At 64.4% G+C, this 24,188-nt stretch carries 19 protein-coding genes and 1 pseudogene; 16 read left to right on the top strand and 4 right to left on the bottom strand.

Translation table 11 applies throughout. The features are described 5' to 3' along the window. Positions 1-5: 5 nt before the first annotated feature. Entirely contained in the window at positions 6-1,811 is a 1,806-nt protein-coding gene (locus J2W94_RS11395) for a monovalent cation:proton antiporter-2 (CPA2) family protein (RefSeq protein WP_310093300.1), read from the bottom strand. Between the two features lie 114 nt (positions 1,812-1,925). On the opposite strand from J2W94_RS11395, the gene J2W94_RS11400 reads away from it, so the two are divergent. The 4 genes from J2W94_RS11400 (at position 1,926) to J2W94_RS11415 (ending at position 5,694) form a co-directional block, all read left to right on the top strand. Next, on the top strand, positions 1,926-2,762 hold the full coding sequence (locus tag J2W94_RS11400) for a hypothetical protein (RefSeq protein WP_310093302.1): 837 nt from the start codon (positions 1,926-1,928) through the stop codon (positions 2,760-2,762). 75 nt (positions 2,763-2,837) lie between these two features. Then, on the top strand, positions 2,838-3,689 hold the full coding sequence (locus J2W94_RS11405; protein ID WP_310093304.1) for an energy transducer TonB: 852 nt from the start codon (positions 2,838-2,840) through the stop codon (positions 3,687-3,689). A 152-nt stretch (positions 3,690-3,841) separates the two neighbouring features. Then, positions 3,842-4,714 carry a protein tonB gene (locus J2W94_RS11410; protein WP_310093306.1) on the top strand — a complete coding sequence of 291 codons (873 nt, stop codon included), beginning with the start codon at positions 3,842-3,844 and terminating at the stop codon, positions 4,712-4,714. Positions 4,715-4,842: 128 nt separating this feature from the next. Further along, positions 4,843-5,694: a protein tonB gene (locus J2W94_RS11415; protein WP_310093308.1), complete on the top strand. Its 852-nt coding sequence runs from the start codon at positions 4,843-4,845 to the stop codon at positions 5,692-5,694. Positions 5,695-5,762: 68 nt separating this feature from the next. Here the strand turns inward: J2W94_RS11415 and rho are convergent, their stop codons facing one another. Together rho and trxA are read right to left on the bottom strand one after the other, a co-directional pair. Further along, positions 5,763-7,550 (bottom strand): transcription termination factor Rho, encoded by a 1,788-nt coding sequence (gene rho / locus J2W94_RS11420; RefSeq protein ID WP_310093310.1) that lies wholly within the window; start codon positions 7,548-7,550, stop codon positions 5,763-5,765. 272 nt (positions 7,551-7,822) lie between these two features. Next, a complete protein-coding gene (trxA, locus tag J2W94_RS11425; RefSeq protein ID WP_163839253.1) occupies positions 7,823-8,170 on the bottom strand; it encodes a thioredoxin TrxA in 348 nt (115 codons plus the stop codon). A gap of 217 nt (positions 8,171-8,387) precedes the next feature. On the opposite strand from trxA, the pseudogene rhlB reads away from it, so the two are divergent. From rhlB to ung, 5 genes and pseudogenes are all read left to right on the top strand, one after another. Further along, positions 8,388-10,007 (top strand): annotated as a pseudogene (gene rhlB, locus J2W94_RS11430) (ATP-dependent RNA helicase RhlB); the annotation flags it as partial. 168 nt (positions 10,008-10,175) lie between these two features. Further along, a complete protein-coding gene (gene ftsE / locus J2W94_RS11435; RefSeq protein WP_310093316.1) occupies positions 10,176-10,862 on the top strand; it encodes a cell division ATP-binding protein FtsE in 687 nt (228 codons plus the stop codon). Next, on the top strand, positions 10,859-11,809 hold the full coding sequence (gene ftsX / locus J2W94_RS11440; RefSeq protein ID WP_310093318.1) for a permease-like cell division protein FtsX: 951 nt from the start codon (positions 10,859-10,861) through the stop codon (positions 11,807-11,809). Before ftsE ends, ftsX begins: the two co-directional genes overlap by 4 nt. 7 nt (positions 11,810-11,816) lie before the next feature. Beyond that, the gene (locus tag J2W94_RS11445; RefSeq protein ID WP_310093321.1) at positions 11,817-12,659 is read left to right on the top strand and encodes a response regulator; all 843 of its coding nucleotides are present in this window, start codon (positions 11,817-11,819) and stop codon (positions 12,657-12,659) included. Between the two features lie 176 nt (positions 12,660-12,835). After that, entirely contained in the window at positions 12,836-13,543 is a 708-nt protein-coding gene (ung, locus tag J2W94_RS11450; RefSeq protein ID WP_310093324.1) for a uracil-DNA glycosylase, read from the top strand. Positions 13,544-13,549: 6 nt separating this feature from the next. On the opposite strand, the gene J2W94_RS11455 is transcribed toward ung, so the two are convergent. Then, positions 13,550-14,110 (bottom strand): DUF2059 domain-containing protein, encoded by a 561-nt coding sequence (locus tag J2W94_RS11455; RefSeq protein ID WP_310093326.1) that lies wholly within the window; start codon positions 14,108-14,110, stop codon positions 13,550-13,552. 124 nt (positions 14,111-14,234) lie between these two features. Between J2W94_RS11455 and arfB the strand changes: the two genes are divergently transcribed. The 7 genes from arfB (at position 14,235) to J2W94_RS11490 (ending at position 24,166) form a co-directional block, all read left to right on the top strand. Next, complete coding sequence (gene arfB, locus J2W94_RS11460) at positions 14,235-14,669, top strand: alternative ribosome rescue aminoacyl-tRNA hydrolase ArfB (RefSeq protein WP_310093328.1); 435 nt, start codon at positions 14,235-14,237, stop codon at positions 14,667-14,669. Then, positions 14,666-15,268 (top strand): lysophospholipid acyltransferase family protein, encoded by a 603-nt coding sequence (locus J2W94_RS11465; protein ID WP_310093330.1) that lies wholly within the window; start codon positions 14,666-14,668, stop codon positions 15,266-15,268. The genes arfB and J2W94_RS11465 overlap by 4 nt, the downstream gene beginning before the upstream one ends. A gap of 212 nt (positions 15,269-15,480) precedes the next feature. Continuing rightward, complete coding sequence (gene dcp / locus J2W94_RS11470) at positions 15,481-17,643, top strand: peptidyl-dipeptidase Dcp (RefSeq protein WP_310093332.1); 2,163 nt, start codon at positions 15,481-15,483, stop codon at positions 17,641-17,643. 359 nt (positions 17,644-18,002) lie between these two features. Further along, complete coding sequence (locus J2W94_RS11475; protein WP_310093335.1) at positions 18,003-18,380, top strand: hypothetical protein; 378 nt, start codon at positions 18,003-18,005, stop codon at positions 18,378-18,380. Between the two features lie 56 nt (positions 18,381-18,436). Next, the gene (locus J2W94_RS11480; protein WP_310093338.1) at positions 18,437-19,717 is read left to right on the top strand and encodes a TolC family protein; all 1,281 of its coding nucleotides are present in this window, start codon (positions 18,437-18,439) and stop codon (positions 19,715-19,717) included. After that, positions 19,714-20,967 carry an efflux RND transporter periplasmic adaptor subunit gene (locus J2W94_RS11485; RefSeq protein WP_310093341.1) on the top strand — a complete coding sequence of 418 codons (1,254 nt, stop codon included), beginning with the start codon at positions 19,714-19,716 and terminating at the stop codon, positions 20,965-20,967. Before J2W94_RS11480 ends, J2W94_RS11485 begins: the two co-directional genes overlap by 4 nt. Beyond that, on the top strand, positions 20,957-24,166 hold the full coding sequence (locus J2W94_RS11490) for an efflux RND transporter permease subunit (RefSeq protein WP_310093343.1): 3,210 nt from the start codon (positions 20,957-20,959) through the stop codon (positions 24,164-24,166). The genes J2W94_RS11485 and J2W94_RS11490 overlap by 11 nt, the downstream gene beginning before the upstream one ends. Positions 24,167-24,188: the final 22 nt, after the last annotated feature.

Consider the following 24,188-nt stretch of genomic DNA (forward strand, 5'->3'; position numbering starts at 1 on the left):
TCGTATCAAGTCTGTTTCGGCGCCTTGGCCACACCCATCGAATCGCTGTCGCTCTGATCCGCCTCGAACAGTTTTTCCAGATCGGCGCGCGCACCGCGCGCGGTTTGCAGCAGGGCCGTCTCATCGTCGTACACCAGATGCTGTTCGCGCAGCAGCTTTTCGTCGTGATCGCGGAAGCGGCGGGCATGATCGTTGGCCACTTTCGCCGACAGGCCCAGCGACACCAACACTTGTTCGCCCATTTCCAGGCTGGCGCTGAAGGTCTCGCGGAACACCTCCGCGCCCAGATCCATCAATCGCCATGCGTGCAGGCGATCGCGCGCGCGCGCGAACACCTTCGCCTGCGGATACATGCGCCGGATCAGGCGGGTGACGCGCACGCTGGTGTCGGGATCGTCCACCGCGATCACAAACACTTTGACCTGCTGCGCTCCGGCCGAACGCAGCAGCTCGGGCCGGGTCGGGTCGCCGTAATACAGGCGGTTACCGAAGCGGCGCAGCGTGTCGACCTGCTCGGCGCTATGTTCCAGCGCCACGAACGGAATGCGCTGGGCCACCAGCAACCGCGCCACGATCTGGCCGAAGCGACCCATACCGGCAATCAGCACCTCGGGATGGTCGTCGGGAATGGCATCGAATTCCCGCGTCGCCGGCCGTTCCGGAAAGCTGGCCAGCAGCCGCGCCATGCCGATCAGCAACAGTGGCGTCAACGCCATCGAAACGCCCACGATCGCGACCAGGCGGTCGTGGTCGGCAGCGCTCAGCAACCCCACCCGGGCAGCGTCGCTGAATACCACGAAGGCGAATTCGCCGCCCAACCACAACACGCTGCCCAGCATCAGCGCATCGCGTTTGATCAACCCGCCCGGGCGCAGGCCGACCAGGAACAGGATGGCGAACTTCACCAGCAACAGCACCACCACGCCACCGGCGATCACCTGCGGTTCGGCGATCACCCGGTCCAGATCGATGCCCATGCCCACGGCAATGAAGAACAGGCCCAGCAGCAAGCCCTGGAAGGGACGGATCTGCGCTTCCAGCTCATGACGGAATTCCGAATCGGCCAGCAGCACGCCGGCCAAGAACGCGCCCAGGCCCGCGCTCAACCCGGCCAGTTGCATGAACCAGGCAATGCCCAGCACCACCAGCAGCGCGCTGGCGGTAAACACCTCTGGCATGCGCGTGCGTGCCACCACCCGGAACACATTCCGCAACAGCACCCGTCCGCCCAGCACCACCAGCGCGATCGCGCCCACCGCTTTGGCCACGCTCAGCCAGTTGACGCTGGCGTGCTCGGTGCTGCCCAGCAGGGGAATCATCGCCAGCAGCGGAATCGCCACCAGATCCTGGAACAACAGGATGGCGAAGCCCAGGCGACCGTATTCGCTGGCCAGTTCCTTGCGCTCGCCCAGCAATTGCAGACCCACCGCGGTGGACGACAAGGCCAGGCCCAGGCCGATCACCAGAGCGGCCTTCCAGTGCAGATTGGTCGCCAGGACCACGCCGCCCAACACCAGCGCGGTGAGCGTGACTTGCAGGCTGCCGGCGCCGAACACCGGCTTGCGCATCACCCGCAGCCGCGATGGCGACAATTCCAGGCCGATGACGAATAGCAGCATCACCACACCGATCTCGGCCGCGCTGAGGATGCGCTCGGTGTCGTTGACCACGCTGAAGCCGTCCGGCCCCAGCACCACGCCGGTCACCAGATAGGCCAACACCGCGCCCAATCCGAACTTCTTGAATATGGGCACCGCCAGCACCGCGGCCAGCAGGAAAACCAACGCCAGTTCCAGACCACCACCGTGCATGCGCGCACCTCCGTGCCGGCATTATGCGTCGTTGACCGTTCACCGGTCCGATCCGCGTACGCTTGGATAACGAACGGCCGGGCCGAAGCGATGACGATGAAACGGATTTTCCTGATGGCCTCTCTTTTCGCGTCCTTATGGTCGATACCGCAGGCGGCTATCGCAGCCGGCAACGCCTCCGGTTACTTCCGGCTGGGCGAACAGCGCATAGAACCGCGCCATGCCGTCGCGGTGCAGGCCGACAGCGAAGCCGCGCCCGGCGAGGCCGAAACCTGGATCTACCTCAGCGTCTCGCCATTCGATGCCGCGCCGGTCGCCGCGGCGTTCGATCCCGACGACGGCGTGCGCGAGCAGGCCTCGGACGAACCCTCCGGCAGTTACGTGAAATTATGCGTAACCGCCGATGGCCACGAGTGCGGAATCGATTTCGCCCATCGCGGCCCCACCCGTAACTTCAGCAGCGGCGGCCATGGCGAACTCGCACTCGTCGCGCAAACCCCGCAGCGCATCGCCGGCACCTTCAAGCTGCCGGAGGCGGAGGACTTCTTCGAGGAGACCTACCAGTTCGACCTGACCTTCGATGTCGGCCTCACTCCGCCGCCCGGCACGGCATTGCCTGCAGGCGGCGGCGAGCCGGGCAAGGCCTATCAGATCTACCTGACCGCCTTGGCGCAGGGCGATTTCGACGTCTTGCGCGAGCTTGCCGGTGAATCGGGCGCGTATCGGTTCCCGCAAGACGATCCGACTTCGGCGAAGGAAACCCTCAAGTCCCTGCGCGACGAGCAACCCGTGGTCGCGGAGATCGCGCGCGGCCGGGTGAATGGCGATCAGGCGGTGCTATGGGTCAAGGGCGAAGATCGCGACGACATCATGCGGGCGGGCAGGGTGTTGATGAAGCGCACCGATGCGGGATGGCGCTTCGAGGAGGCTGAGCTGGATGCGGTCGATTAGTCGAATTCCCGCATGGCGTGAAAGCAAGCTTGGCGATATCCTGCTTTCTCGAACATCTACTTAAGGAATGGGGAAATGATTCGTGCCGTGGCGATACTGTTGGGGATGCTGCTTTCATTTTCCTGCTACGCGCGCGGCCCGGGCGTCGTACGCAAGACCGTCGAAGCCAGCATGCAGGTGACGGGGCAGGTAGTTATCGCGCCTGATGGCGCCTTGCGATCCTATGTTCTCGATAATCCCGGGGCGCTGCCGGTGGAGGTGAGGTCTTTGCTGGAGCTTTACTTGCCGGCTTGCGAATTCAATGTCACCACTGCAAGCGGAAAACCGGAAGAGGTAACGGCAAAGATGTCCTTGCAGGTGCTTGCCAGGCAAAATGGGAAGGGTGGCTCCGTACTTACGATTAACGACAGCAACTTCATGGATCCGGATACACCTGATCCTATCAGCATCGTGGACATGTCGCCTCCGCAGTATCCGATGACTGCGCTCCGACTCCGACTTGGACTGTCCGGAACGGTTTATGTCGTGCTGCGTCTCAACCCGGATGGGAGCGTCGCCGACACCCATGTTGAACAGGTGAACATGACCGTAATAGGAAGTGAAAGTGGGCTAGCGTCAGGTCGCAGCATCCTTGCTAAGGCCGCGCTGGCCAAAGCCCGTCTGTGGCGTTTCAAGGTCAGCGCGGCGGCGTTGGCGGAAGGCGAGCCGATCGATGTGCGAGTAGCGGTTGATTTCAAGTTCGACCCCAAGCCCCTGAAAAACCGGTCGGAATACGGAAAGTGGCAGGCTTACGTGCCGGGGCCGCACGCGCCGATTCCATGGCGGCCAGAAGCTGTGGTCAGCGAAGGTCTGGGTGCAATGTCGGCGGGCGGACTGTATCCGTTGGACCCAAAGATAAAACTTCGCCGTCCGCTCGCTGGAATCTGATCTAGACACGCTATACAGCAGACATTGCCCTGCAATGCAGCCGTTTGCCTTTACGAAAAAAATGGAAATCAGCGCTTCACCGGACTAAAGACTCTTTGCTGGATACGGCTTACGCCTGTCCATGTCCTTCCGAAGAAACCAAGGAACAGGATATGAAACGAATCATGGCGACGCTGTTCGGACTGCTGGTAGTGCCTGCCGGGCTTGCTAGCGACCCGATTGCGGTACGCACTACAGCCCAAGCGGAAGCGAGCATGCTGATTACCGGTTGGGCGCTGATCGAAACCGACGGTAGCGTCAGCGCGGTCGAACTCGATCAGCGCGAGAAGCTTCCGACAGGAGTGGTCAGCCTTGTGGAGGAAGCAGGACTTGGCTGGCAGTTCGAGCCCGTCGAAGTGGACGGTGTAGCGAGAAAGGCCAAGGCCCGGATGAGCTTGCGCGTAGTCGCCCGTAAAGCCGGTGCCGATGGTTATGAGGTAAGGATCGGCAGCGGATTTTTCGGTGAAGCCGCCACGTCCGAAGATGAGAAACGCCCGGATTTCGTCAAGAGTCTGAAGCGCAGAACCCCTGCTTATCCAGATGTCGTCCTGAAGGCCGGCGTTCGTGGAACCGTCTATGCCATCGTGAAAGTCGGGCGCCTGGGCACGGTCGAAGAGGCTTTCATCGAACAGGTCGACCTACGGGCCTTCCGGACTGGCAACGAGATGAAGCGTCTTCGCGATGCCCTGGCCAGTTCGACCCTCAGTGCGGTGAAAGCGTGGACTTTCCGCCTGCCTGTCGAGGGCAAACACGCCGACGCAGAAAACTGGACGGTACGGATTCCCGTCGACTACGCGTTCTACGGCGACCCAATGCCAAAATATGGCGAGTGGGATGCGTACGTCCCAGGACCGAAACGGAAAGCTCCTTGGATTACGGAGCAGCAGGATGATCACCAAAGTCCTGATTCGCTGGTCGCGGGCGAAGTTTATGGCGTAGGAGATGGCTTGCGCCTGCTGACGCCTTTACAACCCGGGGGTGGGTGAATCCGGAGCTTTTGAGTAAGCGATGATCAAAGGCGCGTTGGCAGTGTGCCGTAAAGAAGCCTGACGGTTTGCTTTCATCCCTCGCCCGCATAGACTGCGTCTACGTCCAGTCCGAGAAGGAAGCAAACATGAAGTTCGCATGGATCGTAGTCGCCCTGCTTTTGTGCCCGGCCATGGCCGGCGCCGCGGAACGTTCGGAAATACTCAAACAGGTCGAGTCCAGCATGCTGGTGACGGGGACGATCGAGACCCGCGCAGACGGCACTGTCAGTTCGACCGCCATCGACAAACCGGAGAAGCTGCCTGCAGGCGTCGTTGACTTCGTCAAGAAGCAGGTGGCTGCGTGGAAGTTCGAACCGGTGGTCATCGATGGCAAAGCTCATCCGACACGCAGTCCTATGAGCGTACGGCTGGTCGCCAAGCGGCTCGATGACAAGAACTACTCGATCGGGATACGCAATGCCAACTTCGGCGGGACAACGCCCAACGAAGGCGAAGTCCTGACCGGCGTCAAGATGACGCCGCCTCCCTATCCGCAAAGCGTAGCCATGCACGGCGCCTCCGGCGTCGTGTACGTCGTGGTGAAGGTCGGCAAAGACGGCCACGTGAGCGATGCGATCGTCGAGCAGGTGAACCTCAAGACCATCGGCCTTGAAAGTGAAATGACTTCCTGGCGCAAGTCCTTGTCCAATGCGGCATTGCAGGCAACCCGCAAATGGACCTTCGCCACGCCGATCAAGGGCGAACTGGCCGACGATGAGTTCTGGCTGGCGCGGGTTCCGGTCGCCTTCTACATGGACAAGCGCTTCGACGTCGCATACGGAAAATGGGAGATGTACATCCCCGGTGTCCGCCAAACCATTCCATGGTCGGATGAGGACCGCCCAGGATTCTCGCCGGATGGGCTGGCCGATGGCGGCGTTTATACGCTCGGCAAAAACGATGGCCCGAAGCTGCTGACGCCGTTGGGCGGGACCTGATTGGACGATGCGCCGCGCAAGAAAAAGCCCCGCATCGCGGGGCTTTTTTTGATGCATGAAGCGCAGGCTCAGCGCTTCATCGAACTGAAGAACTCGTCGTTGGACTTGGTGTTCTTCATCTTGTCCAACAGGAATTCCATCGCCGTGATCTCGTCCATCGGATGCAGCAGCTTGCGCAGGATCCAGATCTTCTGCAGCAGTTCCGGCTCGATCAGCAGATCCTCGCGGCGGGTGCCGGAGCGGTTGATGTCGATGGCCGGGTACACGCGCTTCTCGGCGATACGGCGGTTCAGATGCACTTCGCTGTTGCCGGTGCCCTTGAACTCTTCGTAGATCACCTCGTCCATCTTGCTGCCGGTTTCCACCAGCGCCGTGGCAATGATGGTCAGCGAGCCGCCTTCTTCCACGTTACGCGCTGCGCCGAAGAAACGCTTCGGGCGGTGCAGGGCGTTGGCGTCCACGCCGCCGCTGAGCACCTTGCCGGAGCTGGGCACCACGTTGTTGTAGGCGCGGGCCAGGCGGGTGATGGAGTCGAGCAGGATCACCACGTCCTTCTTGTGTTCGACCAGGCGCTTGGCCCGTTCGATCACCATTTCGGCGACCTGCACGTGGCGCGCGGCCGGTTCGTCGAAGGTCGAGCTGATCACTTCGCCGCGCACCGTGCGCTGCATCTCGGTCACTTCTTCCGGACGCTCGTCGATCAGCAGCACAATCATGTGCACGTCGGGATGGTTGGTGGTGATCGCGGTGGCGATCTGCTGCATCAGGATGGTCTTGCCGGCCTTCGGCGGCGACACGATCAGCGCGCGCTGGCCTTTGCCCTGCGGCGCCATCAGATCCATGATGCGGCCGGAAATGTCTTCGCTGGAACCGTTGCCGCGCTCCAGGGTGAAGCGGCGGCGCGGGAACAGCGCGGTCAGGTTCTCGAACAGCACCTTGCCCTTGCTGGCCTCGATCGGCTCGCCGTTGATGGTGTCGACCACCGACAGCGCGAAATAGCGTTCGCCGTCCTTGGGGAAGCGGATACGGCCGCTCAGGTGGTCGCCGGTGCGCAGGTTGAAGCGGCGGATCTGGCTGGGCGAAATGTAGGTGTCGTCCGGGCCGGCCAGGTAGCTGGCCTCGGCCGCACGCAGGAAACCGAAGCCGTCCGGCAGGATTTCCAGCACGCCGTCGGCGGCGACGCCTTCGCCGTGGCGGGTCAGCACTTTCAGCAGCGCGAAGATCACGTCCTGCTTGCGCGCGCGGGCCACGCCTTCATGGATGCTCAGCTGTTCGGCGATGTCCAGCAGCTTCTGCGCCGGCATGCGCTTGAGGTCGCTCAGCGAATACTGCGGGAAGCCTTCGGGGACGCCCGGGGCGGGGCCGCGCGGCACGAAGGCCTCGTTGGCGCCGTTGTCGGCGGGCATGCCATCGTTGCGCGGGCGCTGGTCGCGGTCGCGACGGTTGCGGAAACGGTCGCGACGGTTATTGCCGCCGCCGCCTCCGCCATTGTTGTTCTGGAAGCGGTTGTTGTCGCGCGGCTCGCCGTCCTGCTGTTGCCCGCCTTGCTGCTGGCCGCCCTGCGGGTTGCCTTGCTGGCCGGACTGGCCGCCGTCCTGCGATTCGCCGCCATAGGATTGGGGCTGCGCAGCGGCGGGAGGATGGGGAGCGGCAGCGGGCGGCTGCTGGGATTCGTGTCGCGGCGCAACGGGCGCGGCCGGAGCCGGTGGCGGCGGAGCGCTGGGAGTTGGTGCGGAGAGGGGAGCCGGGGCTGCAGGCGCTTCGGATTGGGGAGCGGCCTTGACGACACGCGGCTTGCGCGCACGCTTCTCGGCAGGAGCGCCGGCGTCGCCGGCTTCAGGGGTGTTCTCAGACAAAGGTGCGATTCCTCGCTATGGTTGCGAGCGCCAGCGAATGCGGGCGGGATGGGTGGGAGAGTGGATGCCCTGGGACGAGTGCGTCAGAAGGGTGCGGCGCAGACCCCGCGCCGGATAGAGCTGAAACTAGCACCGGGAAGCGGCGGCGGCAAGCGCCGCGCCGGAAAGCCGTTCAGGTAGTTGATCTGTAGGAGCGCCCCATGGGCGCGAGCCCTTGTCCTTGGGGCCGGAAAAGCTCGCACCCATGGGGCGCTCCTACGGAACGAGGGCGCTCAGGCCGCCGAAGCGGTCGAACCGATACCCTTTTCGATCATCTGGGTCAGCTGGCCCTTGCCCACGGCGCCGACCTGGGTGGCCTGGACCTGGCCGTCCTTGAACAGCAGCAGCAGCGGAATGTTGCGCACGTGGTACTTGATGGCGGTGGCGCGGTTTTCGTCCACGTTGAGCTTGACCACCTTCAGCTTGCCCTCGTAGGTCTGGGCCAACTCGTCCAGCACCGGAGCGATCATCTTGCAGGGGCCACACCATTCGGCCCAGAAATCGACCAGTACCGGTTCTTCGGACTGCAGCACGGCCGTCTCGAAATCGGCATCGCCGACGTGTGTCACCTTATCGCTCACTTTGGGGTCTCCTGCGGGGTCCGCGGAGGGCGGGGCCCGGTTGTGGGCCGAAATGCCGGCCTCTGCATTGCTGTAAACTGGGGCGTTCCGCGATTCCGTTCAAGGGTTTGGCCCTGGATTCGCGTACACCGGCATGGAACGCAGTGTGCGACGCCGGTGACGACGATGCAAGCGCATCGACCCGCGCAATGCGCGAAGAAAGCCCAAAGAAGAAAGCATGAGCGACAAGCCGTTAACCGACATCACCTTTTCCTCGTTCGACCTGCATCCGGCCTTGCTCGCCGGGCTGGAAGCCGCCGGGTTCTCGCGCACCACGCCGATCCAGGCGATGACGCTTCCGGTCGCGTTGCCGGGCGGCGATGTCGCCGGCCAGGCCCAGACCGGCACCGGCAAGACCCTGGCCTTCCTGGTCACGGTCATGAACCGTCTGCTTACGCGTCCGGCGCTGGCCGACCGCAAGCTGGAAGATCCGCGCGCGCTGATCCTCGCGCCGACCCGCGAACTGGCCATCCAGATCCACAAGGACGCGGTGAAGTTCGGCGCCGACCTGGGACTGCGTTTCGCCTTGATTTACGGCGGCGTGGATTACGACAAGCAGCGCGAACTGCTGACCCAGGGCGTGGACGTCATCATCGCCACGCCGGGCCGTCTGATCGACTACGTGAAGCAGAGCAAAGTGGTTTCGCTGCATGCCTGCGAGATCTGCGTGCTGGACGAAGCCGACCGCATGTTCGACCTGGGCTTCATCAAGGACATCCGTTTCCTGCTGCGCAAGATGCCCGAGCGCACCACGCGGCAGACGCTGCTGTTTTCGGCCACGCTCAGCCACCGGGTGCTGGAGCTTGCGTACGAGCATATGAACGAGCCGCAGAAGCTGGTGGTGGAAACCGAATTCATCACCGCCGCCAAGGTTCGCCAGAAAGTCTATTTCCCGGCCAACGAGGAAAAGATCCCGCTGTTGATCGGCCTGCTGTCGCGCAGCGAAGGCGCGCGCACCATGATCTTCGTCAACACCAAGGTCTGGGTCGAGCGCGTGGCGCGGTCGCTGGAGAAAGCGGGCTACCGCGTGGGCGTGCTGTCGGGCGATGTGCCGCAGAAGAAGCGCGAATCGTTGCTCAACCGTTTCCAGAAAGGCCAGCTCGAGATCCTGGTAGCTACCGACGTGGCCGCGCGCGGCTTGCACATCGACGGCGTGTCGCACGTCTACAACTACGATCTGCCGTTCGATGCGGAAGACTACGTGCACCGCATCGGCCGCACCGCGCGTCTGGGCGCCGAGGGCGACGCGATCAGCTTCGCCTGCGAGATCTATGCGCAGAGCCTGCCGGACATCGAGGCCTACATTGAGCAGAAGCTGCCGGTGGAAGCGGTGACCGGCGAATTGCTGACCGCTATCCCCCGTCCGCCGCGCGCCGCGCCGCAGCCGGGCGATGAAGTGGACGAAGACGCCGGCGAAAGCATCGGCACGATCTTCAAGGAAGCGCGCGAACAGCGCATCGCCGACGAGCAGCGTCGTGGCGGCGGCCGCAGCGGCGGCAGCGGTTCGGGCCGCAGCGGCAGCGGTTCTTCGCGTCCGCGTTCCGGCGCCCCTTCCGGCGATGGCAAACCGCGCGCGCCGCGTCCGCCGCGCAGCGTCAATGTGGCCGCTTCCAGCGAGGCGCCGGTCTCAGCGCCGGTCGCTGCAAGTGCGGGGCTTGCGCCTGCGGCAGCATCCGAAGCGGTGCGTCCGCCGCGCAAGCGCCGCCGCCGCCGTCATGGCGTGCCGGTCGACGGTGCAGTCGCGAACTCGGTCCCGGCGCAGGCGCAAACCGCCTCGGCGCCCAAGGCCACCGCACCCGCCGACAATTCTTCGTTCCTGACCAAGCTGGGGCGCAAGCTCAAGTCGCTGGTGTCCGGCAGCTAGTAGGTCGGGGTTACACCCCCGACCCATTGCACCCAGCATCGCGCACGTCGGGGAGGTAACCCCGACCTACGAGTGGAATAGGGAACAGGGCATAATCGCGGCATGAGCGTCCTGCGATTCGAAAACGTCAGCAAGCAATACCCGGGCGGCCATGAGGCGCTGGCCGACGTCAGCTTCGAAGTCGCGCAAGGCGAAATGCTGTTCGTCACCGGCCACTCCGGCGCCGGCAAGAGCACACTGCTGAAGCTCATCCATCTCAGCGAGCGTCCCAGCCGCGGGGCCGTGGTGTTCGGCGGGCGCAATCTGCTGAAAGTCCGCGGCGGCCGCATTCCGCTGCATCGTCGCGAAGTCGGCGCGGTCCATCAGGATCATCGCCTGCTGGCCGAACGCACCGTGGCGGAGAACGTCGCCCTGCCGCTGATCCTGCGCGGCGATCGCCGTGCCGACATCGGCAAGCGGGTGCGCGAGGTGCTGGCGCGGATGGGCTTGGGCCATCGCGAAAAGGCGTTGCCTTCGCAGCTCTCGGCAGGCGAGCAGCAGCGCGTGGGTATCGCACGCGCCATCGTGGCCGAGCCGCGACTGCTGGTCGCCGACGAGCCCACCGGCAACCTCGATCCTACCCTCGCCGCCGAAATCATGTCCCTGTTCGCCTCCATGCCCGAACGCGGCACCAGCGTGCTGGTGGTCAGCCACGATCTGGCGCTGATCAAGCGCATGAAGAAGCGCGTGCTGATCCTGGACCACGGCAAGCTGATGGACGACATCTCCCCGGCGGATTTGGCCGAATGACGGCCGGCAAGGACAACCTCATGGCCGCCGGGCCGCGTTCGGGTTTCGGGATCTGGCTGGACCAGCATCTCTACAGTTTCGTCGCCAGCCTGGGCCGCGTGCTGCGTCGGCCGTGGACCACGTTGCTGACCATCGGCGTGATGGCGGTGGCGCTGGCTTTGCCGCTGGGCCTGGGCCTAGCGCTGGAAAACCTGCGGCACTTCGCCGGCAGCGTGGAGCAGTCGCGCGAAATCGATCTGTTCCTCAAGCCCGAGATCGAGGTCGCGCGCGCGCAGGCGCTAGCGGCGGAACTGCGCGGCCGCGGCGACGTGGCCAAGGTGGAAGTGCGCACGCCGGAGCAGGGCCTGGCCGAGTTCCGCGCCCGCAGCGGTCTGGGCGATGCGATTGGCGCACTCGAAGAAAACCCGCTGCCCAGCCTGCTGATCGTGACGCCCGGCGAAGACGACGCCAGCCTGGTGGCAGCGCTGGATCACCTGCCGGAAACCGGCCTGCTGCAGCACGATGCGGCCTGGCGACAGCGCCTGCAGGGCTGGCTGGGTTTCGGCGAACGCCTGGCCTGGGTGCTGGCGGCGCTGTTCGGCCTGGGCGCGCTGCTGGTCGTGGGCAATACCGTGCGACTGGACATCCAGTCGCGGCGGGAGGAAATCGGCGTACTGCAGTTGCTGGGGGCCACCGACGGCTTCATCCGCCGTCCCTTCATCTACCTCGGTGCGTGGTACGGCCTGGCCGCTGGCGCGCTGGCCTTGGGTCTGCTGGCCGCGGCAGCGTATGCTCTGCGCGCGCCGCTGCATGTGCTGGCGCAGAGTTACGGGAGCGGTTTCGCACTCACTGGTCTTGATCCCCTGCGCGCGGCGGGTTTTCTGCTGGCGGCGACGGCGGTCGGCTGGCTGGGCGCGTGGCTGGTGACCGGACATTTCCTGCGTCAAACCCGACCCACGGAAACTTAGGCCCACTATGCATTCGCAGGAGCTTCGACATCTGATCAGCGACACCCCGCGGGTGATGGTGGTCGATGGCTCGAAGATGGTGCGCAAGATGATCGCCGACGTGCTGAAGCGCGAGCTGCCCGGCGTGGAAGTGATCGGCTGCGCCAGCATCGCCGAAGCGCGCAAGGCATTGGAGGAAGGCGCGGTACACCTGGTCACCACCTCGCTCGCGCTGAAGGACGGCGACGGGCTCGAGATCGCGCGCGCGGTGCGCGAAGCGGCCGGCCAGGCTTACGTGCCGGTGATCGTGGTCTCCGGCGATGCGCAACAGCATCTGGTCGAACGCCGCTTCACCGAGTACGTCACCGACTACTTCGATAAAGCGCTGGGCCATGAGGCGCTCGCCGCCTTCATCTGTGGCTACGTGCAGCCGCAGGCGGTGGTGGGCGCTACGGTGCTGTACGTGGAAGACAGCCGGGTAGTGGCCGAAACCACCAAACGCATGCTGGAACGGCACGACCTCAAGGTCGTCCACGTGCTCAAGGCCGAAGACGCCTTCGCCTTGCTCACCGCCGAATCGCTGGGCCTTTCCACCCACCGCTTCGACCTCGTGCTGACCGACGTGACCCTGAAGGGCGAACTCAGCGGCCGCGACGTGGTGCAGCGCGTCCGCGTCGACTTCGCTTACGGCAAGCGCCGCCTGCCCATCCTGGTGATGACCGGCGACGACAACCGCAACAACCAGTCCGAATTGCTGCAGGCCGGCGCCAACGACCTGGTGCTCAAGCCCATCGAAGAACGCCTGCTGATCACCAAAGTGCTGTTCCAGCTGCGCGTGGCCGGCATGGACGAAACGCGCGCGCTGGTCTGAGTCTGTGTGATGCTCCTGCGGCGTACCCGAACTTCATGACGTCATCCCAGCGAACGCTGGGATCCATTTTGATTTTCGCGCTTACCCGCATCGCGCAGAGCCAAAGTCAAAGTGGATCCCAGCGTTCGCTGGGATGACGATTCCAACCAACAAGCGCATCGAATTTCCTCTTCCTCATGCCCGACAACGACCACATCAAACTCGAAGCTTCCTGGAAGGCCAAGGTCGGCGACTGGCTACAGCGTCCGGAGATGCGCGAACTGTCGGCGTTCCTCCGCCAGCGGAAACAGGCGGGCGCGACCCTCTTCCCTCCCGGTCCGCAGATCTTCGCGGCTTTCGACGCCACGCCCTTCCAGGAAGTGAAAGTGGTGATTCTCGGGCAGGACCCCTATCACGGGGCAGGGCAGGCGCACGGGTTGTGCTTTTCGGTGCTGCCCGGCGTGCCGGTGCCGCCGTCGCTGGACAACATCTTCAAGGAAATAAACAGCGACCTGGGCATCGCGCGTCCGGACCACGGTTGCCTGTTGCCGTGGGCGCGGCAGGGCGTGCTGCTGTTGAATTCGGTGTTGACCGTCGAAGAAGGGCGCGCCGGTGCGCATCAGGGCAAGGGCTGGGAAGGATTCACCGACCGCGCGATCGAAATACTGGCCAGCGAACGCGAAGACCTGGTGTTTCTGCTGTGGGGAAGTTATGCGCAGGCCAAGGGCAAGGTGATCGATGCACGGCGCCATCGCGTGCTGCGCGCGCCGCATCCTTCGCCGCTCTCGGCGCACCGCGGATTCCTAGGTTGCAAGCACTTCTCGGCCACCAACCAATTCCTCGCGCAGAAAGGCAAAACAGCGATCGACTGGCGCCTGCCGCCCAAGGCCGAATTGGAACTGTAGGAACGGCTACCGCTTTTTCTTCTTCTTCGCGGGCGGAGTGACTTCGGGCGCCGGCGTTTCCTTGGTCGATTCCTTCAGCTCGGTCTGCAGCTCCTCCATCATCGGAATGATCTTCTTCTGGATCGCGCCCATCAGGTTCTGCATCAGCAACGGCGTCTTGTCCAGCAGGTTTTTCCCGGCCGGACTCTCGTAGAACTTGGCCATGGCCCTGACGTCCTCGGCACTGAAGGTCTGTTTGTAGACGTCGATATAGAGGGGACGCATCTCTTCCCAGGCCAGGGCCTTGCGCACTATCTCGTTGGTGCGCGACTGGATGCGCTGGACCTCGGCTTTCTGCTCGGCGCTCAAATCCTTGCCGCTGGTGATCTGCTCGAACTGCTGGCGTTGCATCTCTTCCATTTGCGGCAGGATCGCGTTGAGCATGCTTTGCGCGCGCGAAGCTTTGAGCAGGCGCTCGATATCGGCATCGCTCGGCGGGGCGGCCAGCGCGGCGGCGGCGCTCAAGGCGAGGCAGGCAGCGACCAGCAGGCGCGGAAGCAGGCGCAGACGCGGGCGTGAGGTCGACATGCCGGGAATTCCTGGGGCGAATGGACGAACGCACATAGTGCCCAGCGGAAAGTAAATGGGCGGTTAAACGCCGACGCGTCCGATTGCGGATGCCAGGGCGCCGCATCATGCCTACAATTAGCGCATGGGGAGCGACGCACTCGAAATCACGCCCACGCTGGCGATACCCGAGACCGAACTGGTCGAACGCTTCGTGCGCGCCAGCGGCGCGGGCGGGCAGAACGTCAACAAGGTTTCGACCGCGGTGGAATTGCGCTTCGATCTGGCCGGTTCTCCCTCCCTGCCGGAACCGGTACGCGAACGCCTGCTGGCCAAACGCGACCGCCGCATCACCGATGAGGGCGTGTTGGTGATCGACGCGCAGCGTTTCCGCACCCAGGACCGCAACCGCCAGGATGCGCGCGAGCGTCTGGCGGCCTTCATCGCCACCGGCCTGACCGCGCCGAAGAAGCGCATCGCCACCAAACCCTCGCGTGCGGCCAAGGCGCGTCGCCTGGACGCCAAGCGCGGTCGCGGCGAAATCAAGCGCGGACGTTCGAGCAAGGGAGTGATCGATTGAGCGATGCGACGGGTCTGATTCCCCCCATCCCGCCGTTGATGCCGCAGGTGAAGCCCAATCGGTTCACCCGCTGGCTCGGCCGCACCGCCCTGAGGCTGGGCGGGTGGCGCATCGTCGGCCCGATTCCCGATCTGGCCAAGGCGGTGTTGATCGTGGCCCCGCATTCGTCCAACTGGGACGGGTACTGGGGAATGGCGGCGAAAATCGCGCTGGGCCTGGAAGTGCGGGTGCTGGGCAAGGCGCAGTTGTTCTGGTGGCCGCTGGGCCCGCTGCTGCGGCGGTTGGGAGCGATACCCGTGAACCGCAGTTCGCCGCAGGGAACGGTGGAGCAGGCGATCGCGATCATCCGTGACTTCGACCGCATCTGGTTCACGCTGACCCCCGAGGGGACGCGCAAGCGGGTGGAGAAGTGGAAGACGGGCTTCTGGAAGATCGCGCGCGCGGCCGACGTCCCCATCGTCATGGCGTATTTCCATTATCCGGAGAAGATCATCGGCATCGACCGGGTCTTCCAGGCCACCGACAACCTGCAGCAGGACATGGCGCGTATCCGCGAGTATTACCGGCCGTGGCAGGGCAAGAACCGCGGTACCGTTTGACGCTATATGACCGTGGGAGCGGCGTCCCGCCGCGAGCTTTTGATTCTTCACTCGGCAAAGCGGAAAAGCTCGCGGCGGGACGCCGCTCCCACAACCCGCTCCCACACGCCGCTTCCACTGAACCGGGGCTTTGCGCCGCACCTTCGACACATGCGCAAGCGCCGCCGGCGCGCTAGGGTTGCCGACTTGTTCCCTGACCCTGGAAGCGTTCCATGTCGCGCAACTTCGTTCTTGCCGCCGCCATCAGCCTGGCCCTTGCGGCCTGCACCGGAAACACCCCTGAAGCCGTGACCGAAAAGACCCCAGCCACCGCTCCCTCCGCCGCCGAGAATCCGCTGCTGGCCGCCAGCACGCTGCCGTTCGGCGCGCCGATGTTCGACAAGATCAAGGATGCCGATTACCTGCCCGCGTTCGAGGAAGGCATGAAGCAGCACCTGGCCGAGATGCGCAAGATCGCCGACAACCCCGAACCGGCCACGTTCGAGAACACCATCGAAGCCCAGGAGCGCACCGGCGAGACGCTCAACCGGGTCGCCCGCATCTTCTTCAGCCTGGTCCAGGCCGATACCAATCCGGCGCGGCAGAAGATCCAGGAAGAGATCGCGCCCAAACTGGCCGCGCACCAGGACGAAATCGCGCTGGATCCGAAACTGTTCGCGCGCGTGAAGGCGGTCTACGACGCGCGTGCCACGCTCAAGCTCGATCCCGTACAGCTGCGCCTGGTCGAACGCGATTACCAGGAAATGGTCCGCGCCGGCGCGCAGCTGTCCGAAGCCGACAAGGTCGTCATGCGCAAGCTCAACGTGGAAGAGACCACGCTGTCCACCGACTTCCACAACAAGCTGGTCGCCGCCGCGGCCGCAGGCGCGGTGCAGGTCGACGACAAGGCCAAGCTCGACGGCCTGTCCGAAGGCGACATCGCTTCGGCCGCCGACGCGGCCAAGGAACGCAAGCTGGATGGCAAGTGGCTGCTGGCCCTGCAGAACACCACCCAGCAGCCGGTGCTGGCTTCGTTGAAGGACCGCGAATTGCGCGCCAAGGTGCTGGAAGCGTCGGAAACGCGCACCGAGCATGGCGACTCCAACGACACCCGCAAGATCATCCAGCGTCTGGCCCAATTGCGCGCGCAGAAGGCCAAGCTGCTCGGCTTCGATACCTACGCCGCCTACAGCCTGGCCGACCAGATGGCCATCACTCCGGACAAGGCGCTGAAGCTGCTGACCGATACCGTGCCCGCCGCCACCGCTAAGGCGCGTAGCGAAATCGTCAAGATGCAGGCCGTGATCGACCAACAGCATGCCGATTCGAAGACCGGAGACTTCAAGCTGACCGCATCCGACTGGGACTTCTACGCCGAACAGGTGCGCAAGGCCGAGTTCGACCTGGACGAATCGCAGATCAAGCCGTACTTCGAGATGGACAACGTGCTGCACAACGGCGTGTTCTACGCCGCCACGCAGATGTACGGCATCACCTTCAAGGAACGCAAGGACCTTCCGGTCTACAACCCGGACATGAAGGTGTACGAAGTCTTCGATAAGGACGGCAGTTCGCTGGCGCTGTTCTACACCGACTACTTCAAGCGCGACAGCAAGTCCGGCGGCGCATGGATGGACGTGTTCGTCGAGCAGGACGGCCTGACCGGCGCCAAGCCGGTGGTCTTCAACGTCTGCAACTTCACCAAGCCCGCCGCCGGCCAGCCGGCGCTGCTGAGCTTCGACGACGTCACCACCATGTTCCACGAGTTCGGCCATGCGCTGCACGGCATGTTCTCCAAGGTGAAGTATCCGTCCATCGCCGGCACCAGCACCTCGCGCGATTTCGTCGAGTTCCCCTCGCAGTTCAACGAGCACTGGGCTTCGGATCCGAAGGTATTCGCCAATTACGCCAAGCACTACAAGACCGGCGAACCGATGCCGCAGGCCTTGGTCGACAAGATCAAGAAGGCCTCCAAGTTCAACAGCGGCTACGGCACCACCGAGTACCTGTCGGCCGCGCTGCTCGATCTGGCCTGGCACACGCTGCCGGCCGACGCGCCGTTGCAGGATGTGGACAAGTTCGAAGCCGACGCCCTGAAGAAGTTCAAGGTGGACCTGGCCGAAGTGCCGCCGCGCTACCGCACCAGCTATTTCGACCACATCTGGGGCGGTGGCTACTCGGCCGGTTACTACGCCTACTTCTGGTCGGAAGTGCTGGACGACGATGCGTTCGAGTGGTTCAAGGAACACGGCGGCATGACCGCGGAGAACGGCCAGATTTTCCGCGACAAGATCCTCTCGCGCGGCAACACGGTCGACCTGGCCACCCTGTACCGCGATTTCCGCGGCAAGGACCCCAGCGTGGAACCGCTGCTGGAGAATCGCGGCTTGAAGTAAGCCTCGGTGGACTAGCTAGGTATAAGGAAACGGGATGGCTTCGCAGCCATCCCTTTTTTCTGATGCGTGATCTGTGCGGGAAAAGTGCGAACCCCACTGATCCTGTCATCCCGAGCACAGCGAGGGATCTGCTTGCGTGCTCGCGAGAAGCGAAAAACCAGTAGCAGATCCCTCGCTGTGCTCGGGATGACATCCGGGTTGTTCAGGGGGTTCCCTGGATCCGTCCACAAGCCTCAGAGCTCGCGGCGGGACGCCGCTCCCACCTGGGCCTGCCCCCACACGCGCTTCCTTCTGGTTCCACGCACTGATCAGCGTTGTGATTGCTTAACAGGCGAGGCGTCCCGTAGCATGCGGACTAGATGATCCGCATTCTCCGCTACCGCATTGTCAGGTTGCTGCGCCTTCCCGCGTTGGCATTGCTTGTGCTTGCGGTGCTGGTGAACCCCGTATTCGCCGCGGTTGGCGATCTGCACGAGTTCAGTCGCGGCGGTACGGGCCATGCGCAAGCGTCGGACTCGCACGACCATGCCGACGAGTCGGGCACGCAACAGGAAGGCACAGACCTGCTGCACGCCCTGATGCATGCGGCGCACTGCTGCGGCCATCTCACCGCGATCCTTTCCACACCCTTCGTAGCGCACACGCCGTCGTTTACCGATGCGGTGCCGGCGTCGGCGTTCGCCGCGCCCCATTCGCCCCCGCGCACGGATCATTTCCGTCCTCCGATAGCGATCTGACGCGATACGCCGGCAAAGCGCCGGTTCTTCGTCATCGATCCTTTGGAGAAACTCTCATGTGGTTGCGTTCGACGGCACTGGCCGTCTTCGCGGCTGCGTCATGCCTGTCGGCATGGGCGCAGCCGCCTGAAATATTGACTCTGGACGAGGCGTTCGCGCGCGTCGCCCAATCCCATCCCGATCTGCGCCTGATAGACGGCCAGCGCAAGGTGTTGTCGGTCGAAGCAGAGCGCGCTGCGCTGCGGCCAGTCTGGGTCGCCGGCCTGCAGATCGAAAATGCGTTCGGCACAGGCGACAGCAGCGGTTTCAGGCAAGCCGAAATCAGCCTGACCCTGGCCGGCGTGCTGGAGCGCGGCGGCAAGCTGGATGCGCGCCGCGCGCTCGCACAGACGCGCATCGATTCGCTGGCGCTGCAACGGGAAACCAAGCGGCTCGACCTGCTGGCCGAAGTCGCGCGTCGCTACCTGGCCATTAGCGCGGCGCAGGACCAGCGCCGCATCGCCGATCTGGATGTCGCGCAGCGGCAGCGTACCGTCGCAGGCGCAAGGCAGCGTCTCGCAGCGGGCGCATCGCCCGAATCGGTAGTGCTGACCGCGCAGGCCGCGTTGGCGCGCGCCGAATTGGACCGCGACCGCGCCCAACAACGCAGTGCAGCCGCACGCCAGCATCTCGCTGCTCTGTGGGGCGAACGCAATCCCGCATTCGGCGTGGTGGCGGGCGACCCGCTGGTGTTGCCGGAGATCGCGGATTTCGCCGCGCTCGACGCGTTGCTGACCAGCACGCCCGAGTTGGCGCGCTTCGCAGATGAGCAGCGTATCGGCGAAGCGCGCCTGCAACTGGCGCGAAGTCAGACCACGCCCGACCTGGACTGGCAAGTCGGCGTGCGGCGCCTGCAGGCGACGGATGATTTCGCGTTGGTCGGCAGCGTTTCCGTGCCGTTGGGAAGTTCACGCAGAGCCCAACCCGATATTCGCATCGCAGAAGCGGAACTGGCGCTGGTCGAAATCGAACGCGAGGCGCAGGGGCTGTCGTTGTATTCCACCCTGTCGGAAGCGCATGGCCGCTACCGCGTCGCCCAGCTCGAAGTGTCGCGATTGCAAGCGGATGTGTTGCCCAAACTGGCCAAAGCCGAGCGCGCGGCCGAACGCGCCTACCGCGGGGGTGCGATCAGCTACCTCGAATGGGCCCAGCTGCAATCCGAACGCACCAGCACGCGCAAGCAACAACTTGAAGCGGCGTTGGAAGCCCAGCGCGCACTGATCGAAATCCAGCGGCTCACCGGTCAGGCGTTCGTCGCCGGCCCCGCGTCGCAGATCAACCAGGAAACGACACCATGAAAGTGAAGAAACTGATCGGCGCACTGACGCTGGCGCTGCTGCTAGGCGCTTGCGGAAAGAACGCGACCGAAGAACACGGCCATGAGGAAGGCGGAGAGCACGCGGAAGCCGAGGAAGCCAAAAAGGGGGCGCACGGCGGAAGACTGTTGGAGCAGGGCGGCTACGCGGTGGAGCTGGCCATCGCCGAGGACGGCACGCCGCCGAAATATCAAGCCTGGTTGTACGAGGGCGGCGAGCCCGTGCCCGCGACCGCAGGCACCGTCGAAGTCAGACTGAAACGCCTCGGCGGCATCGCCGAGAACCACATGCTCAAACCGCAGGCCGATGGCAGCCTGATGGCGGCCAGCATCGTGGGCGAACCGCATTCGTTCGACGTCGAAGTGCTGGCGAAAATCGAAGGCAAGACCTTGCACTGGGAATACCCGAGCTACGAAGGGCGTACCGAAATCGCTGCGAAGACCGCCGCCGACTCCGGCATCCGCGTCGCACCTGCCGGCCCCGGCGTGATCGCCGACGAACACGAAGTGCAGGGCCTGCTCACGCCGATGGAAGGTCGCATCGCCAACGTGATGGCGCGCTTCCCAGGTCCCATCCGCAACCTGCGCGCGAACGTCGGCGACTCCGTGCGCGCGGGACAACCGCTGGCCTCGGTCGAAAGCAATCTCAGTCTGACCACCTACACCGTCAGCGCGCCGATCTCGGGCGTGGTGCTGGCGCGCAATGCGTCGGTCGGCTCGGTAGCGAGCGAGGGCTCGCCGTTGTTCGAGATCGCCGATCTGTCCTCGCTGTGGGTGGACCTGCACATCTTCGGTTCGGACGCCCAGCACATCCGTCCCGGCGTGCCGGTCAAAGTCACGCGCATGAGCGACGGCGCCACCATCGAAACCGTGCTAGAACGCGTGCTGCCGGGCACCGCCACCGCAAGCCAGAGCACCGTGGCGCGCGCGACCATCGCCAACGTCGACGGCCTGTGGCGTCCCGGTTCCGCGGTGAAGGCGCGCATCACGGTCGAGCGACAACCCGCAGCCATGGTCGTCCCGCTTTCGGCACTGCAGAACTTTCGCGACTGGGATGCGGTGTTCATCCGCGTCGGCGACCTTTATGAAGTGCGTCCCGTAGAACTGGGCAAGCGCGATGCCACGCATGTGGAAGTGCTGTCGGGATTGAAAGCCGGCGACGCCGTGGTCACCGAGCAGAGCTACCTGATCAAGGCCGACATCGAAAAGTCGGGAGCTTCCCATGACCACTGACCGCTCGCAGGAAACGAAACGAGGAGCGCTCGAAGGAATCATCCGTTTCGCCATCGCCCATCGCTGGATGATGCTGGCGCTGACTTTGGCGTTGATCGCGCTGGGCGCCTGGAGCTTCAGCAGGCTGCCCATCGATGCCACGCCCGATATCACCAACGTGCAGGTGCAGATCAACACCGAAGCCACCGGCTATTCGCCGCTGGAATCGGAGCAGCGCGTCACCTTCCCCATCGAGACCGCCATGGCCGGTCTGCCCGGGCTGGATTACTCGCGTTCGATATCGCGTTACGGGCTGTCGCAGGTGACGGTCGCCTTCAAGGACGGTACCGACCTGTATTTCGCGCGCCAGCAGGTGGGCGAACGCTTGCAGCAGGTGAAGTCGCAATTGCCAGAGGGACTGGAACCGGAGATGGGACCCATCGCCACAGGTCTGGGCGAGATCTTCATGTACACGGTCGAGGCCAAACCCGATGCCGTGAAGAAGGACGGCACGCCGTGGAACGCCACCGATCTGCGCACCTTGCAGGACTGGGTGGTGCGGCCGCAGCTGCGCAACACGCCGGGCGTGACCGAGGTCAACACCATCGGCGGCTACGCCCGTCAGATCCACATCACGCCGGAACCTTCGAAACTGGTGGCCTTGGGTTTCACTCTGCACGACGTGGTCGCCGCGGTCGCCGCCAACAACCAGAACGTCGGCGCCGGCTACATCGAACGCAACGGCCAGCAGTTCCTGGTGCGCGTACCCGGACAGGTCGCCGATCTGGATGCGATCCGCGACATCGTGCTGGATCGCCGCGAGGGCGTGCCGATCCGCGTGCGCGACGTGGCCGAAGTGGGCGAGGGTCCGGAGCTGCGCACCGGTGCGGCTACGCAGAACGGCAGGGAAGTGGTGCTGGGCACGGTGTTCATGCTGGTCGGCGCCAACAGTCGCCAGGTCGCGCAGGCGGCCGCCGCCAAGCTGAAGGAAGCCAGCGCCAGCCTGCCCGCCGGAGTGCAGGCGATACCTGTGTACGACCGCACCGCATTAGTGGACCGCACCATCGCCACCGTTTCCAAGAATCTGGTCGAAGGCGCGCTGTTGGTGATCGTGGTGCTGTTCCTGCTGCTCGGAAACTTTCGCGCCGCGCTGATCACTGCGGCGGTGATCCCGCTGGCGATGCTGTTCACCGTGTTCGGCATGGTCCGCGGCGGCGTCTCCGGCAACTTGATGAGCCTGGGCGCGCTCGACTTCGGTCTGATTGTCGACGGCGCGGTGATCATCATCGAAAACTGCTTGCGCGGCTTCGGCGAAATGCAGCGCCAGCTGGGTCGGGTGATGACCGAAGAAGAGCGCCATGACGCGACCGCTTCGGCCACCGCAGAAGTGATCCGGCCCAGCTTGTTCGGCCTGGGCATCATCGCCGCCGTGTACCTTCCGATCTTCGCGCTGACCGGCATCGAAGGAAAGATGTTCCATCCGATGGCGATCACCGTCGTGCTCGCGCTGACCGGCGCCATGCTGTTGTCGCTGACCTTCGTGCCGGCGGCGATCGCCGTGTTCCTCGGTGGCCGGGTCGACGAGAAGGAGAACCGGGTGATGCAGTGGGCCAAGCGCCGCTACGCGCCGTTGCTGAAAGGGTCGCTACGACGCGGCAAGTGGGTCATGGCCGGCGCGATGGCGCTGATGGCGTTGTGCGCGTTGCTAGCGATGCGCCTGGGTACGGAGTTCATCCCCAACCTGGACGAAGGCGACATCGCCCTGCACGCATTGCGCATTCCCGGCACCAGCCTGGAGCAGGCGGTAAAGATGCAATCCACTCTGGAAGCGAGAATCAAACAATTCCCGGAGGTCGATCGCGTATTCGGGAAGCTGGGGACCGCCGAAGTCGCTACCGACCCCATGCCGCCATCGGTGGCCGACACTTTCCTCATGATGAAGCCGCGCTCGCAATGGCCCGATCCGCGCAAGCCGCGGGATCGACTCGTGGCCGAGATCGAAGCGGCGGTGAAGCAGTTGCCGGGCAACAACTACGAGTTCACCCAGCCCATTCAGATGCGCATGAACGAACTGATCTCCGGTGTGCGTGCCGATGTGGCGATCAAGCTGTACGGCGACGATCTGGACACTCTCGTGGAAGTGGGAAAGCGCATCGAAGAAGTGGCCGAATCGGTCGCGGGCGCCGCCGACATCAAACTAGAACAGACGACCGGTCTGCCATTGCTGACCATCACGCCGGATCGCAACGCGCTGGTGCGCTACGGCCTGAATCCGAACGTGGTGCAGGAAACCGTCGCCACCGCAGTCGGGGGTGAGGTTTCCGGCCAGCTGTTCGAAGGCGACCGGCGCTTCGATATCGTGGTGCGCCTGCCGGAACGTCTGCGCCAGGATCCGGCCGCGCTCGCCGACCTCCCCATTCCGCTGGGCGGTAGCGACAACGCCGACGAATCCAGCCGCAGCGGCGGTTTCTACGCCGGCACACCGCGCACGGTGCCGCTGCGCGAGGTGGCGAAGATCGAAACCTTGCAAGGTCCCAACCAGATCAATCGCGAGAACGGCAAACGGCGCGTCGTGGTCACGGCCAACGTGCGTGGTCGCGACCTGGGCGGTTTCGTCGGCGAACTGCGGCAGCGGATCGAGGCCGAAGTGGAAGTGCCCGTCGGTTACTGGATCGACTACGGCGGCACGTTCGAGCAGTTGATTTCCGCCGGCCAGCGGCTGTCGGTCGTGGTGCCGGTCACCTTGATCGTCATCTTCGCGCTGCTGTTCATGGCTTTCGGTTCGGCCAAGGACGCGGCGATCGTATTCAGCGGCGTGCCGCTGGCGCTGACCGGCGGCGTGATCGCGCTGGCTCTGCGCGGCATCCCCCTGTCCATCTCCGCCGGCGTCGGATTCATCGCGCTGTCCGGGGTGGCCGTGCTCAACGGATTGGTGATGATCGCTTTCATCCGCAAGCTGAGGGAGGAAGGCGATGCTTTGGACGATGCCATCGTTGACGGCGCGCTCGGCCGGCTGCGTCCGGTGCTGATGACGGCATTGGTGGCTTCGTTGGGTTTCGTGCCCATGGCGCTCAATGTGGGCGCGGGATCGGAAGTGCAGCGACCGTTGGCGACCGTGGTGATCGGCGGCATCGTTTCGTCCACCTTCCTGACCTTGGTGGTGCTGCCGGTGCTGTACCGCTGGCTACACCGCGAAAGAGAGGTGCGAGCCGAAACGTAGCGGACGAAAGATCATTGTAGAG

Origin of the sequence: Pseudoxanthomonas sacheonensis, from assembly GCF_031455975.1 — a bacterium.
Lineage (GTDB): Bacteria > Pseudomonadota > Gammaproteobacteria > Xanthomonadales > Xanthomonadaceae > Pseudoxanthomonas_A > Pseudoxanthomonas_A sacheonensis_A.